The organism is Mesorhizobium sp. WSM4308, assembly GCF_002294905.1.
GTDB lineage: Bacteria > Pseudomonadota > Alphaproteobacteria > Rhizobiales > Rhizobiaceae > Mesorhizobium.
Genome location: NZ_NSFW01000009.1, coordinates 181,777 through 195,804, shown reverse-complemented (window position 1 = coordinate 195,804; position 14,028 = coordinate 181,777). Strand labels below are relative to the sequence as shown.

The 14,028-nt window shown below is 63.1% G+C and carries 15 protein-coding genes; 3 read left to right on the top strand and 12 right to left on the bottom strand.

What is annotated here, in order from left to right; translation table 11 throughout:
• Window positions 1-27: 27 nt before the first annotated feature.
• Complete coding sequence (locus tag CK227_RS18525; RefSeq protein ID WP_095773903.1) at window positions 28-471, bottom strand: CHRD domain-containing protein; 444 nt, start codon at window positions 469-471, stop codon at window positions 28-30.
• 151 nt (window positions 472-622) lie between these two features.
• Complete coding sequence (locus tag CK227_RS18520) at window positions 623-1,906, bottom strand: cystathionine gamma-synthase family protein (protein ID WP_095773902.1); 1,284 nt, start codon at window positions 1,904-1,906, stop codon at window positions 623-625.
• 121 nt (window positions 1,907-2,027) lie between these two features.
• Here CK227_RS18520 and CK227_RS18515 point away from each other — a divergent pair, with 121 nt between their 5' ends.
• Window positions 2,028-2,486: an Lrp/AsnC family transcriptional regulator gene (locus CK227_RS18515; RefSeq protein ID WP_095773901.1), complete on the top strand. Its 459-nt coding sequence runs from the start codon at window positions 2,028-2,030 to the stop codon at window positions 2,484-2,486.
• 57 nt (window positions 2,487-2,543) lie between these two features.
• Here the strand turns inward: CK227_RS18515 and CK227_RS18510 are convergent, their stop codons facing one another.
• The 4 genes from CK227_RS18510 to CK227_RS18490 all read right to left on the bottom strand — a co-directional run bounded on the left by CK227_RS18510 (window position 2,544) and on the right by CK227_RS18490 (window position 6,727).
• Entirely contained in the window at window positions 2,544-3,515 is a 972-nt protein-coding gene (locus tag CK227_RS18510) for an ABC transporter substrate-binding protein (protein WP_019859152.1), read from the bottom strand.
• Between the two features lie 41 nt (window positions 3,516-3,556).
• The gene (locus CK227_RS18505; protein WP_095773900.1) at window positions 3,557-4,711 is read right to left on the bottom strand and encodes an ABC transporter permease; all 1,155 of its coding nucleotides are present in this window, start codon (window positions 4,709-4,711) and stop codon (window positions 3,557-3,559) included.
• On the bottom strand, window positions 4,708-5,586 hold the full coding sequence (locus CK227_RS18500) for an ABC transporter permease (RefSeq protein ID WP_095773899.1): 879 nt from the start codon (window positions 5,584-5,586) through the stop codon (window positions 4,708-4,710). Before CK227_RS18500 ends, CK227_RS18505 begins: the two co-directional genes overlap by 4 nt.
• A gap of 349 nt (window positions 5,587-5,935) precedes the next feature.
• Window positions 5,936-6,727 (bottom strand): ABC transporter ATP-binding protein, encoded by a 792-nt coding sequence (locus CK227_RS18490; RefSeq protein WP_095773897.1) that lies wholly within the window; start codon window positions 6,725-6,727, stop codon window positions 5,936-5,938.
• A 131-nt stretch (window positions 6,728-6,858) separates the two neighbouring features.
• On the opposite strand from CK227_RS18490, the gene CK227_RS18485 reads away from it, so the two are divergent.
• Complete coding sequence (locus CK227_RS18485) at window positions 6,859-7,263, top strand: cupin domain-containing protein (RefSeq protein ID WP_095773896.1); 405 nt, start codon at window positions 6,859-6,861, stop codon at window positions 7,261-7,263.
• A gap of 17 nt (window positions 7,264-7,280) precedes the next feature.
• Here the strand turns inward: CK227_RS18485 and CK227_RS18480 are convergent, their stop codons facing one another.
• The 5 genes from CK227_RS18480 to CK227_RS18460 all read right to left on the bottom strand — a co-directional run bounded on the left by CK227_RS18480 (window position 7,281) and on the right by CK227_RS18460 (window position 12,221).
• Window positions 7,281-7,658, bottom strand: coding sequence for a hypothetical protein (locus CK227_RS18480; protein WP_245318176.1), 378 nt, complete (start codon window positions 7,656-7,658; stop codon window positions 7,281-7,283).
• 31 nt (window positions 7,659-7,689) lie between these two features.
• Window positions 7,690-8,061: a hypothetical protein gene (locus CK227_RS18475; RefSeq protein WP_095773894.1), complete on the bottom strand. Its 372-nt coding sequence runs from the start codon at window positions 8,059-8,061 to the stop codon at window positions 7,690-7,692.
• 2 nt (window positions 8,062-8,063) lie between these two features.
• The gene (hydA, locus tag CK227_RS18470; RefSeq protein WP_095773893.1) at window positions 8,064-9,515 is read right to left on the bottom strand and encodes a dihydropyrimidinase; all 1,452 of its coding nucleotides are present in this window, start codon (window positions 9,513-9,515) and stop codon (window positions 8,064-8,066) included.
• 59 nt (window positions 9,516-9,574) lie between these two features.
• Entirely contained in the window at window positions 9,575-10,825 is a 1,251-nt protein-coding gene (locus tag CK227_RS18465) for a Zn-dependent hydrolase (RefSeq protein WP_095773892.1), read from the bottom strand.
• Between the two features lie 67 nt (window positions 10,826-10,892).
• Window positions 10,893-12,221, bottom strand: coding sequence for an aspartate aminotransferase family protein (locus CK227_RS18460; protein WP_095773891.1), 1,329 nt, complete (start codon window positions 12,219-12,221; stop codon window positions 10,893-10,895).
• A 227-nt stretch (window positions 12,222-12,448) separates the two neighbouring features.
• Between CK227_RS18460 and CK227_RS18455 the strand changes: the two genes are divergently transcribed.
• Window positions 12,449-13,084, top strand: coding sequence for a TetR family transcriptional regulator C-terminal domain-containing protein (locus tag CK227_RS18455; RefSeq protein WP_095773890.1), 636 nt, complete (start codon window positions 12,449-12,451; stop codon window positions 13,082-13,084).
• A gap of 11 nt (window positions 13,085-13,095) precedes the next feature.
• On the opposite strand, the gene CK227_RS18450 is transcribed toward CK227_RS18455, so the two are convergent.
• Window positions 13,096-13,968, bottom strand: a complete 873-nt coding sequence (locus CK227_RS18450; protein ID WP_095773889.1) for a helix-turn-helix transcriptional regulator — start codon at window positions 13,966-13,968, stop codon at window positions 13,096-13,098.
• Window positions 13,969-14,028 lie beyond the last annotated feature (60 nt).

The window sequence follows — 14,028 nt, the reverse complement described above, 5'->3', positions numbered from 1 at the left end:
CGCCCGCCCCTTTTTAAGCGATTTCCGCTACTTTGCCGCCTCGATCTGGCCGCGGATCTCGCCATCTTTGTTGGCGGCGGTGTGGACGTTGACATAATAGTTGCCCGCCGCCAGGTCGGCGGCCTGCGCGTCCGTCAGCGTTGCTGAACCCTTGATCGGGCTCTTGAGCTTGCCTTTGAACGGGATGACCGGATCAGCATTCGCACCCATCGCAGCCGGGCCGTGAATATGCGCTGCCGTCGCCGGTCCGCTAAGGCCGGAATATTTGACGTTCCAACTGAGTTTCTTCTTGGTGGTGTCGAAGGTGAGCGTGGCGGTGCCTTTGCCCTTGGTGGTGACGGGCGGGTTCTGCTGGCCGCCATCGAGCGTTGCCTTGTACTTCACCACCTCGGCCATTGCTGGCGAAGCGAGCAGGAACGCGGTCGAAACGGCCAGCGCCGAAAGCACCGGCAGGAAAGAATATGTGCGCATGAAGAACCTCCGATTGGCTGCCGCATGCGTCGCTGCTCCCCCGGCGCGCGCATGCCTCAACTGCAACGGCTGGGCGACGCAATGTTTCCCTGAACACGAATTTGTGAAGAAAGGGCGATCGGCCGCCCCTTCCGGCGTCCCGAGAGAGAAATCAGACCGACGCCAGCGCCTGCGTCAGGTCCGCGATCAGATCGTCCGGATGCTCGACACCGATCGACAGCCTGACCGTGTTCTCCAGCACACCGATGCGCTGGCGCACGTCCAAGGGAATGCCGGAATGGGTCATGGCGGCCGGATGGCTGGCGAGCGACTCGGTGCCGCCGAGACTTACCGCCAGCTTGAAGATCTGCAGGGCGTTGAGAAACGCGAAAGCCGCCTTCTCTCCACCTTTGATGTTGAAGGAGAAAGTCGAGCCGGCGCCGCTGCATTGCCTCACATAGGCGCGCCCCGCCGGCGTATCCTCGCCCAGGAACGGCAGATAATGCACCTTCTCGACCTTGGCATGATCGCGCAGGAATTCGGCGACCAGGCGCGCATTGTCGTTGGCCCGCTCCATGCGGATCGACAGTGTCTCCAGCGAACGGCCGAGCATCCAGCAGGAATGCGGGTCGAGTTGCGTGCCGATCGCGCCGCGCAGCGCCTTGATCGGCTTAGTGACCGCCTTGCTGCCCATGGCCGCACCCGCGATCAGGTCGGAATGGCCGCCGACATATTTGGTCAGCGAATAGACGGAGACATCGGCCCCATGCTCGATCGGCCGCTGAAACACCGGGCCGAGCAGCGTGTTGTCGCAGACGATGATCGGTGTTGACCCTTGGCTCGCCCCAATCTCATCAGCGATCGTCCGCATCAGCGCGATATCGACCAGGCTGTTGGTCGGATTGGACGGCGTCTCGATCAGGATGACTGAAACACGCCTTTTCGCCACCGCGGCATCGGCGGCTGCCCGAACCGCCTTCTCGTCGACACCATCGGCGAAACCGACGGCGCCGATGCCGAAGCCGGACAGCGTGCGCGTCAAAAGCGTCTCGGTGCCGCCATAGAGCGGCTGCGAATGCAGGATGACATCGCCCGGACGGGCATAGGCGAGCAGTGTCGTCGCGATCGCCGACATGCCGGAGGAAAACAGGATACAGGCGTCCGTCCCTTCATAGATCGCTAGCCGGTCCTCGACGATCTCGCTGTTGGGATGGTTGAAGCGCGAATAGACGAGACCCGACGCCGTGCCGCTCGGCGGTTCCTTGCGGCCGGACGTGTAGTCGAAGAAGTCGCGCCCCTCTTCCGCCGATTTGAACACGAAGGTCGAGGTCAGGAACACCGGTGGCTTGACCGCGCCTTCCGACAGCTGCGGATCGAAACCATAGCTCAGCATCAGCGTCTCCGGATGGAGCTTGTGGTTGCCGATATGGGTTTTCGACGGGCGTGGCGCGGTCATGGCTTTTCCTGCTTTCGAGGGATGTCGCCCCGCAATTTATGCGATCCCGATCAGCCAGTCCTTGCTATTCTCGGGCTCACATGGCTGCATGCCGGCAACAAACTGCCTAAAGAGAGCAAAAATGCAGCAGAAGATAGCCGATGATTTCGACCTCAGGATTCTGCGCGAACTGCGGGCCGACGCCCGCATCACCAACAACGACCTCGCCGAGCGCATCGGCCTGTCGCCATCGCCTTGCCTGAGGCGCGTGCGGCGGCTGGAGGAGACGGGTGTGATCAAGGGTTACACCACGCTGGTCGATCCCGCCGTCTTCGGCTGGAGTATGGTCGCCATCGCCACAATTCGGCTCAGCCGGCAGAACGAGGACGAGATCGTCATGTTCGAAGAGGCGATCCGCGGCTGGGAAGAGGTGCTGGAATGCCACCTTGTCACCGGTTCGCGCGACTATGTGCTGAAGGTGGTGACCGGCAGCCTCGAACAGTACGAGCGCTTCATCAAGGAAAAGATCGCGCGGCTGAAATGCGTCGCCTCGATCGAGACCAGCTTCGTCATGAACACCATAAAGGAACGGCGCCTCTGAGGGCGCCGCTCCATTTTACATTTGAGCATGACCTTTGCGGGATCACGCTCTGCAGGGTTACTTGATCGCCTTGTCGGTGATCGCGGTCGTGTAGGCGCCTTTCGGCTCCTTGGTGATGATCTTCTGGTCGAGCAGCGCCTTGGCGGTGCGCTCGTAGGTCGCCGGATCGAGCTTGCCGTCGGCATTGTCGATCAGCTTGGCGACTTCGCTCATCATGCGCTTCTGGTGGTTCTCGTCCTGGCCGCCGCCATCCATGACGATGCCTGCCGCCTCATCATTGTTGTCGACGGCGTATTTCCAGCCCTTCATCGAGGCGCGCACGAAACGCACCATCTTGTCTGCGAAAGCCGGATCCTTGAGCTTGTCTTCCGACGCATAGAGCCCGTCCTCGAGCAGGTCGTTGCCCATCGCCGAATAGTTGAAAACGGTCAGCTGTTCCGGCTTGTAGCCGGCGTCGATCAGCTGCCAGTACTCGTTGTAGGTCATGACCGAGATGCAATCCGCCTGCTTCTGGATCAGCGGCTGCACGTCAAAGCTCTGCTTGAGGACGGTGACGCCGTCCTTGCCGCCATCGGTCTTGAGGCCGAGCTTGTTCATCCAGGCATAGAACGGATATTCATTGCCGAAGAACCAGACGCCCAGCGTATGGCCCTTGAAGTCGGCCTCGGTCTTGATCGGCCCGTCCTTCGGGCAGACCAGCTCCATGCCGGCCTTCTTGAAGGGCTGGGCGATGTTGACCAGCGGCACGCCCTTTTCGCGCGCGGCGAGCGCACCGCCCATCCAGTCGACGATGACATCGGCGCCGCCGCCGGCGATCACCTGCTCGGGCGCGATATCGGGGCCACCCGGCTTGATGTCGACGTCGAGGCCTTCTGCTTCATAGAAACCCTTGGCCTTGGCGACATAGTAGCCCGCAAACTGGGCCTGCGTGACCCATTTCAGCTGCAACGTCACCTTGTCGGCGGCCATTGCCTGGAAGGCGGCGAGCGACATCGCGCCGGCCAGAACTGGAATGACAAGTCTTTTCATGTTTTTACCCTCTGAAGTTAGCACCCTTAAACCCACCGCCCCTATCCACCACGGACAGAGGGATGCCAAAACGTGACGGCTCTTTCGACAAGAGCGACCACGCCATAAAAGACCGAACCCGCAAGTGCTGCAACTGCGATTTCGGCCCAGACCATGTCGATGTTCATCCGCCCGACCTCGGTCGAGATGCGGAAGCCCATGCCGACGACGGGCGTGCCAAAGAACTCGGCGACGATGGCGCCGATCAGCGCCAGCGTCGAGTTGATCTTCAGCGCGTTGAAGATGAAGGGAGCGGCGGCCGGCAGCCTGAGCTTGATCAGTGTCGGCCAATAGCCCGACGCGTAGGTGCGCATCAGGTCGCGCTCCATATGGCCTGATGCGGCGAGCCCGGCGACCGTGTTCACCAGCATCGGGAAGAACGTCATGATGATGACGACCGCCGCCTTGGACTGCCAGTCGAAGCCGAACCACATGACCATGATGGGCGCCACGCCGATGATCGGCAGCGCCGAGACCATGTTGCCGATCGGCAAAAGCCCACGCCGCAGGAACGGCACGCGGTCGGCGAGGATGGCGGTGATGAAGCCGGCGCCGCTGCCGACGACATAGCCGAAGATCACCGCCTTGAAGATGGTCTGGCGCACATCGGCGCCGAGCACCGGAAGCGAACCGGCGATGCGCGCGCCGATGGCGCTTGGCGGCGGCAACAGGATGAAGGGGATGCCGGCGCCGCGCGTCACCGCTTCCCAGATGATCAGGATCCAGGCGCCGAAGATGGCGGGGATGACCAGGCGCAGCGCGTTGCGGGCCGAGTTCGCCATCGGGCGAAGCCCCGACAGCACCGCCACGCAGCGCCAGCCAAGGAGCCAAGCGGCGGTAAGCAGCAGGAAGTACGGCGCCAATGCCGTGCCCTCGAACCCCGCAATGCCCGAGATCAGCAGCCAGGCAACGAGATGGGCGCCGACAAACAACACGACGGCCTCCACAAGCGAAGGAATCCTGAGCATCGAAACCAGCGCCGCCACGATCACCAGGCCGAGCATCAGGCCCTTGGTTCCGAGATAGGGATAGCTGATGCTGGCGGTCGGGTCCGCGAGCGCTGCCGCTTCCGGCTTCGACATCGCGCCGAGCGCGATTGCGATCACGCACAACACGATCGCCAGCACGGCTTGCCACGAAGGTTTCAGCCAGTTCATGCCGGCCTCCCGCCCATGGCGCGATCGACGATGCGCCCGGCAATGCCGACCACCATGACCAGCAGTGCCGCCACGATCGAACCGGCGACCAGCGCCGACCAGATGTCGATGGACTGGCTGTAATAGGCGCCGGCAAGCAGCTTGGCGCCGATGCCGGCGACAGCACCGGTTGGCAGTTCGCCGACGATGGCACCGACCAGGCTTGCCGCCACCGCCACCTTCATCGAGGTGAACAGGAACGGCACCGAGGCCGGCACGCGCAGCTTCCAGAAGGTCTGCGAGGCACTGGCATTGTAGGTGTGCATCAGGTCGAGATGCATGATCTCGGGCGAGCGCAGCCCCTTCACCATGCCGACCGTCACCGGGAAGAACGACAGATAGGTCGAGATCATCGCCTTCGGGATCAGCCCGGTGATGCCGATCGCCGCCAACACAACAATGATCATCGGCGCCACCGCCAGGATCGGAATGGTCTGCGAGGCGATGATCCACGGCATCAGGCTGCGGTCGAGCGTCGCCACATGCACGATGCCGACGGCGATGATGATGCCGAGCGCGGTGCCGAAGGCAAAGCCGAGCAGCGTCGACGACAGCGTCACCCAGGCATTGTAGACGAGGCTGCGGCTCGAGGTGATGGGCCGCAGAAACGTGTTCTCGAAGAAGTTCACCGCCACCTGATGCGGCGCCGGCAGCGTCGGCTTCGGCTGCGCCAGCGTCTTGCCGATGAACTCGACGGCGCCGGGCGTTTCGTTGGCCCGGGTGTCGAGATCGCGCTGGAACGGCGCATTGAGGATGACGGCGAAGACATACCAGAGCACGACGACGCCGGCGAGGATGGAGGTCACGGGGACGAGCTTGTCGCGGAAGCTATCCATCTAGAACTGCCCTTCTCCTCTCCCCGCCGGGGAGAGGGTGGCCGGAGCGAAGCGAAGGCCGGGTGCCTTCGTTTTCGCTGCCGCGACGTTCGTTCTCTTCGTCATCCTAGGGCGGAGCAAGGAGCGAAGCGACGCGGCGCAGACCCTAGGATCCATGCCGTTACCTCGACGCTCCGCAGCGGTGCGGAACATGGCTGCCTGCGTCTCGCGCTGCTTGGCGGGTATTCTCAGCCGTTTGCGCTCTCCGACCGACGTCACGGCATGGATCCTAGGGTCTACGCAGGCTGCTTCGCGCCTGCTCCGCCCTAGGATGACGAAAGCGTAGGGGGCCGCTTGCTTGCCAGGCCGCTCAATCATCATAGCTGTGCCCTGCCCTCAACCCATCGCGCACGCGGGCAGCTATCGCCAAAAACTCCGGCGTCTCGCGGATGTCGAGCGGCCGCTCCTTGGGCAGCGTCGATTCGATGACATCGCTGACGCGGCCCGGGCGCGGCGACATGACGACGATGCGCGTCGACAGATAGACCGCTTCCGGAATGGAGTGGGTGACGAAGCAGATGGTCTTGTTGGTCCGCCCCCACAACTCCAGCAATTGCTCGTTGAGGTGGTCGCGCACGATCTCGTCCAGCGCGCCGAACGGTTCGTCCATTAGCAGCAGGTCGGCGTCGAAGGCCAGCGCTCGGGCGATCGAGGCGCGCTGCTGCATGCCGCCGGAAAGCTGCCAGGGGTATTTCTTCTCGAAGCCCGAGAGGTTGACGAGATCGAGCGTGCGCTTGATGCGTTCCGCCTGCTCCGCCTTCGACAGGCCCATGATCTCCAGCGGCAGCGCGACATTGCGCTCGATGGTGCGCCACGGAAACAGGGCGGCTGCCTGGAAGACATAGCCATAGGCGCGTTTCCCGCGCGCCTGCTCCGCCGTCATGCCGTTGACCGAGATCGTGCCTGATGTCGGTTTCTCCAGATCGGCGATGACGCGCAGCAGCGTGGTCTTGCCGCAGCCCGACGGTCCGATGAAGGAGACGAACTCCCCCTTGCCGATCGTCAGGTCGACATTGGACAGTGCCTGGACGGGGCCGTCATTGGTCTGGAAGGTGAGGCCAAGTTTGCTTGCCGCGACAACGGCTGGCGAAATCCCTGTCATCGGCCGCTGCCTGCCTGTTCCCGCCAAAGGGGCGTCGGCCGGAATCCGATTGCTTTTATCGCGATGTTGTTTTCCACTCGCCCTGTCCCATTGGCCCTGTTCCACGCAAATCGACGCCCGGAGTTTCCCCGATGTCGCCCAAACCCACTTGTCATCTTATCCGCCCTGAAAGCACTTATGAAGGCAAGCAGGGACTGACCTATTTCTCCGGCATCGCCACGGAGTCGGTCGGCTCCTCCGGCATCTGCATGCACGTGCTCACCATGCCGCCCGGCGCCCGTGCCAAGGCGCATCTGCACGAGAACCATGAAACGGCGATCTACGTGCTCTCCGGCGAGGTCCATACCTGGTATGGCGACCGGCTCGAACACCACATCGTCGTCAAGGCCGGCGACCTCTTCTACATTCCGGCCGGCGTGCCGCACCTGCCGGCCAATCTGAGTAACGCCCCGTCCTCGGCCGTCATTGCGCGCACCGACCCAAACGAACAGGAGAGTGTCGTCCTGCTGCCGGAACTGGATGCGCTGGTCGCCTGAGCTCGACGGGATCGCCGTCATTTGCACCGCGAGACTTCCCCCATCACATTGCCGTCCGCATCCGTGATCGTCAGCTTCCTGGTGTTCTTGGCGCTGCGCTTGATGGTGAAATTGGTCGGCTCCTGTCCCTCTTCGCCTTCCGCCTCGCATGTCGCCGTCACCACCAGCGATCCGTCAGCCTGCGCTTGCGTCTTCGTGAATGTGCAGGCGCTGGCGGCGGTAATCAATTCCTTGTCGGTCAAAAGCAGCATCTTGTCGGCGGCGACTTCCTGGCCATTGCGGTTGATGCAGCCATATTTGTCGCCATAGGGTTCCGACAGATCAATGCTTGCCGCGGAAGCTTGTCCCGCCGCCAGCACGAGCGTCATCGCAACAGACAAACCGAAACCGCGCATGCTCATCCCCCAGATCCCAGTGCTCATAACATCACGAACATGACCGCAGCGGCCCCAGTTCCTCAAGACCGGGAATGGTGACGAAGAAGCCATCCGCACCCTCGTTGGTGACCACGATTGTTTCGATCGCCGTTCCCGCCTCGCCTTCGGCGGAACAGGTCGAACGCAGCGATTGCGGACCCGGCACCGGGGTCAATTGCTGCTCGAACCGGCAACCGCTGCCATAGGTCTCGATGCCTTCCGCGGTCAACAGGATATAGGCATCACTGTTCTGGTAACCGGCCTTGATGCCGGCACAGCCGACATCATTGCCCCAGGAGCCAGCCAGCACGCCAGCCGCGGTCGCCGGGCCACCGGCAAGCGCCGCCAAGACCATCGCGATGAGCGCGGCCGAACGCGCCAAGCCTAAACCCCCGTCGCCGGGATGCCCGTGCGTTCCACCTTGCGCGGCGCTGTGATCTCTTTCCACGTCGACAGGGCCCGGTTGACCGCGGCGTTCGGCTCGCGGCCGACGAACTGGCCGTGGCCGGGCTTTGCCTTCACCTCGGCCTCCTCGATCGACAATTCGCCGCGCGAGAAGACGAAGCGCGGCAGGCCGGTCACCTCGACGCCCTCAAACACATTGTAGTCGATCACCGACTGCTGCTTCTTGGCCGAAATCGTCTTCTTGCGCTTCGGATCCCAGACGATGATGTCGGCATCAGCCCCTTCGACGATGGCGCCCTTCTTCGGATACATGTTGAGGATCTTGGCGATGTTGGTCGAGGTCACAGCGACGAACTCGTTCATCGTCAGCCGCCCGGTGTTGACGCCCTTGGTCCACAGCACCGGCAAACGGTCTTCGAGGCCGCCTGTGCCGTTGGGGATCTTGGTGAAATCGCCGACGCCGAAGCGCTTCTGCTTGGTGGTGAAGGCGCAATGGTCGGTCGCCACCACCTGCAGCGACCCGGCCTGCAGGCCTGCCCACAGCGAATCCTGGTGAAGTCTGTTGCGGAAGGGCGGGCTCATCACGCGGCGCGCCGCATGGTCCCAGTCCTTGTCGAAATACTCGCTCTCGTCCAGCGTCAGATGCTGGATCAGCGGCTCGCCGAACACGCGCATGCCTTTCTGGCGCGCCCGCCGAATGGCCTCATGCGCCTGCTCGCAGGAGACATGCACGACATAGAGCGGCACGCCGGCCATGTCGGCGATCATGATGGCGCGATTTGTCGCCTCGCCTTCCACTTCCGGCGGCCGCGAATAGGCATGGCCCTCCGGGCCATTGTTGCCGGCGGCGAGCAGTTTCTGCGAAAGTGCGGCAACCACGTCGCCATTCTCGGCATGCACCAGCGGCAGCGCGCCAAGGTCGGCGCAGCGCTGGAACGACGCATACATCTCGTCGTCGTCCACCATCAGCGCGCCCTTGTAGGCCATGAAGTGCTTGAACGAGGTGATGCCCTTGTCGACGACGGTGGCCATCTCGTCGAACACCTGCTTGCCCCACCAGGTGACCGCCATGTGGAAGGAATAGTCGCAGGCAGCTTTCGACGTCTTGTTGTCCCACATCTGCAAGGCTTCGAGCAGTGACTGCTGCGGCGCCGGCAGGCAGAAATCGACCACCATGGTGGTGCCGCCGGCAAGGGCTGCCCGCGTGCCGGATTCGAAATCGTCGGCCGAATAGGTGCCCATGAACGGCATTTCGAGATGGGTGTGCGGGTCGATGCCGCCCGGCATGACATAGCAGCCGGTGGCGTCGTACTCATGGTCGCCATGCAGGTCGGAGCCTATGGCGACGATCTTGCCGTGCTTGACTAGCACATCCGCCTTCCACGTTCGGTCGGCGGTGACGACGGTGCCGTTCTTGATGACTTTGGTCATTTTCTTGTTCCCTTGTTCTCTTCGCGCTTCTTTGCGAGCGGCGTTTGGAATCTCTAGGCTCACTCCACGATGACGGCGGTCTCCACCACCGCGTGGAACAGGACGTCGGCGCCGGCGCCGGCCCATTCCTTGGTGATTTCCTCGGCCTCGTTGTGCGACAACCCGTCGACGCACGGGCACATCACCATGGCGGTCGGCGCGACGCGGTTGATCCAGCAGGCGTCGTGGCCTGCACCGGAGACGATGTTGCGGTGCGTATAGCCGAGCCGATCGGCGGCATCGCGGATGGCCTTCACGCAGCCGGCATCGAAGGTGACCGGATCGAAATGGCCGACCTGCTCGACCTTGTACTGGATGTCGAGCGCCTCGCAGATCGTGTCGATGCCTTCGCGGACGCGCGCATCCATGGCGTCGAGCACTTCCTTCTCGGGCGAGCGGATGTCGATGGTGAAGACGGTGCGGCCGGCGATGATGTTGCGCGAATTGGGATAGGCTTCCATGTGGCCGACCGCGCCGACGGCATCCGGCTGGTAGTCCATGGCGATCTCATGCACCAGTTCGATCACGCGCGCCATGCCGAGACCGGCATTGCGGCGCTTCGGCATCGGCGTCGAGCCGGTATGGGCTTCCTTGCCGGTCAGCGTCACCTGCAGCCATTTCAGGCCCTGGCCATGGGTGACGACGCCAATGTCGATGTCTTCGTCCTCGAGGATCGGCCCCTGTTCGATATGCAGTTCGAAGAAGGCGTGGATCTTGCGATCGCCGACCTTCTCGGTGCCCTTCCAGCCGATGCGCTCCAGTTCCTCGCCGAATTTCTTGCCGTTCTTGTCCGTGTGCTCATAGACGTCTGCCTGGTCGAGCACGCCGGCGAATACGCCCGACGCCATCATCGCCGGGGCAAAGCGCGCGCCTTCCTCGTTGGTCCAGTTGGTGACGACGATCGGGTGTTTCGTCTTGATGCCGAGATCGTTGAGCGAGCGCACGATCTCCAGGCCGCCGAGGACGCCCAGCACGCCATCATATTTGCCGCCGGTCGGCTGCGTATCGAGATGGCTGCCGACATAGACCGGCGGCAGGCTGGGGTCGCTGCCTTCGCGGCGGGCAAACATCGTGCCCATCTCGTCGACACCCATTTCGAGCCCGGCGTCATCGCACCAGCGCTTGAACAGATGCCGGCCCTCGCCGTCTTCGTCGGTCACGGTCTGGCGATTGTTGCCGCCGGCAATGCCAGGGCCGATCTTCGCCATTTCCATTATCGAATCCCACAAACGGTCTGAATTGATTCGCAGATTCTCGCCGGGTGCGGCCATTCAAGGTCCTTCCATTTCATTCAAAAATCGGACGGCGGTTCCCAACGCCGTCCGACTATAGACTAGGCTAGTCGATCGACCTTAGCACTTCACGCACATGGTCGATCAGTTCGTTGATCTGGCCCTTGGTGATGATCAGCGGCGGCGACAGCGCGATGATGTCGCCGGTGGTGCGGATCAGCGCGCCGCGCTCGAACGCCTTGACGAAGGCCGAGAAGGCCCGCTTGGTCGGGCTGCCGGCGATCGGCGCCAGTTCGATCGCGCCGATCAGGCCGATGTTGCGGATGTCGATGACATGCGGCTCGCCTTTCAGCGAGTGCAGCGCGTCCTCCCAATAGGGCGCCAGTTCCTCGCCACGGGTGAGCAGGCCCTCTTCCTTGTAGGTGTCGAGGGTGCCCAAGGCCGCGGCGCAGGCGATCGGATTGCCCGAATAGGTGTAGCCGTGGAAGAACTCAATCATATGCTCGGGACCAGTCATGAAGGCGTCGTGGATTTCCTTCTTCACGAACACCGCGCCCATCGGGATGACGCCGTTGGAGACGCCCTTGGCCGTGGTCATGATGTCGGGCGTGACGCCGAAATAGTCGGCCGCGAACGGCGCGCCGAGACGGCCGAAGCCGGTGATGACCTCGTCGAAGATCAAAAGGATGCCGTGCTTGGTGCAGATTTCACGCAGCTTCTGCAGATAGCCCTTGGGCGGCAGGATGACGCCGGTGGAGCCGGCGACCGGCTCGACGATGACCGCCGCGATGGTCGAGGCGTCATGCAGGGTAACGATGCGCTCCAGTTCGTTGGCAAGCTCCGCGCCATATTCCGGCACACCCTTCGAGAAGGCGTTCTTTTCCGGCAGATGCGTATGCGGCATATGGTCGACGCCGCCGAGCAGCGTGCCGAACATCTTGCGGTTGGAGACGATGCCGCCGACCGAGATGCCGCCGAAATTGACGCCGTGATAGCCGCGTTCGCGGCCGATCAGACGGGTACGGGCACCCTCGCCCTTCATGCGATGATAGGCGATCGCCATCTTCAGCGCCGTCTCGACCGATTCCGAACCCGAATTGGTGAAGAAGACATGGTCCATGCCCTTGGGCGCGATGTCGACCAGGCGGTTGGCCAGCTCGAACACGATGGGATGGCCCATCTGGAAGGCCGGCGCGTAGTCGAGTTCGGCGGCCTGGTGCTGGATCGCTTCGGTGATCTTCGGCCGGCAGTGGCCGGCGTTGACGCACCACAGACCGGCGGTGCCGTCGAGCACCTTGCGGCCATCGCTGGTCGTGTAGTGCATGTCCTTGGCGGACACGAACATGCGTGGCGCCTGCTTGAACTGCCGGTTTGCCGTGAACGGCATCCAGAATGCACTGAGATCGTTCGGCGTGACTTTCAGCCGGTTGGACATGACCAAGACTTCCCCTTGTAACCTGTTTCGGTGCGTCCAACGCTTGGTCTTTGCGCCGTTTTCATGCTACGCAAATTTTTGACCGATTGGACAAACGTTAGCACCGCCCTGTCGGCGGTCAAGGGATTACTAGCGGAAATGCGGCTCCTGAAGTGCGTTCCACAGCCTAGGGAAAAACTGGTCCAGAGAATTGGTCCAGATGACCGCCAACATGAGGGTTCGCAACGGTGAACACCGGCACGGAAGTCCCTCGCCGCACCCGCATCCAGCAGGAAAAGCGCGAACTCATCCTCGAGGCCGCGCTCGAAGTGTTCTCCACCCATGGCTTCCGCGGCTCGACCATCGACCAGATCGCCGAAGCCGCCGGCATGTCGAAACCGAACCTGCTCTATTACTTCCGCCGCAAGGAGGACATTCACGAGACCTTGATGCTGCGCCTGCTCGACACCTGGCTTGCGCCGCTGCGCGAACTCGACGACATCGGCGATCCCCTGACCGAGCTCAGGAGCTACATCAGGCGAAAGCTCGAAATGGCGCGCGATTTCCCGCGCGAGAGCCGGCTGTTCGCCAACGAAATCCTGCAAGGCGCGCCGCGCATCATGCCGCTGCTGGCTGGCGATCTGAAGACGCTGGTCGACGAGAAGGCCACCGTCATCAAGGGCTGGATGCGCGCCGGCAAGATCGCCCGCACCGACCCCTGGCACCTGATCTTCTCGATCTGGGCGACGACGCAGCACTACGCCGATTTCGACGTCCAGGTGCGCGCCGTGCTGGGACCGAACCGTGGCGGCGACGGGCGCTTCGAGGACGCGGCAAGATTCCTGGAGCAGTTGTTCCTGGATGGGCTGAAGCCGAAGGGCTGACCCCCGCCGGCTCAGGCGCTACGCCGCTCGGCCGGAAGCGCGTCCAGCAAGGATTGCAGCTTGGCAATCGAGTTCTGCTCGGCGAGCGGCGTGTAGACGACCAGCCTCATGTCAGAACCATCGTCGATCGACAGGCTCATATGCTCGAATGTCATCGCACCCGCAACGGGGTGCCGCAGGTGCTTCAGCCCGGTCAGTCTTCGTGCCACGTCCCTCAGGGGCCACCAGTCACGGAACTCGGGGCTCGAGCGCATCATAAGCGCGATCAGCCGGTCGAAATCGGGATCACCGACATATTTGGCGCTCTCCGCGCGAAACGACGCGAGCACCACGCGGGCGAGTTCTTCCCAGTCGACCAGCAAACGGCGGTGGTGCGGGCTGGTGAACACCATGTGGACGATGTTGCGGGCGTCACCCTCGAGAAGGCCATAGTCGCCGAACACCGCCACGGCCGCGTCATTCCAGGCCAGCACGTCCCAGCGTCGGCCAACGACGTAGGCGGGTTGCAGGACGAGGCTTTGCAACATGTGCAGCAAGGGACCATCGGCCTTTTCCGGCGCGGCGATGCGGCGCTCCGGCTGCTGACGCCCGGCAAGGATGAACAGGTGCCGCCTCTCGACGGCGTCGAGGCGCAGCGCCTCGCTTAACGCCGTCAGCACCTCCACGGACGGGCGCACGTCCCTGCCCTGTTCCAGCCAGGTGTACCAGGTGGTGCCGACGCCGGCGATCATCGCCACCTCTTCGCGGCGCAGGCCCGGCGTGCGACGCCTGAGGCCGGTCGAGATGCCGGTCGCCGAGGGTGTCAGCCTTTCGCGCCGCGAGCGCAGGAAAGCCCCAAGCTCGCGCCGGCGGCTGTCTTCAGCGGAATGGGAGGGAGCATCCATGCTTCTTATTATAGCAGTATTGATACCAGGATAAAGTTTGAACTGTTTGAGATCGGCCAG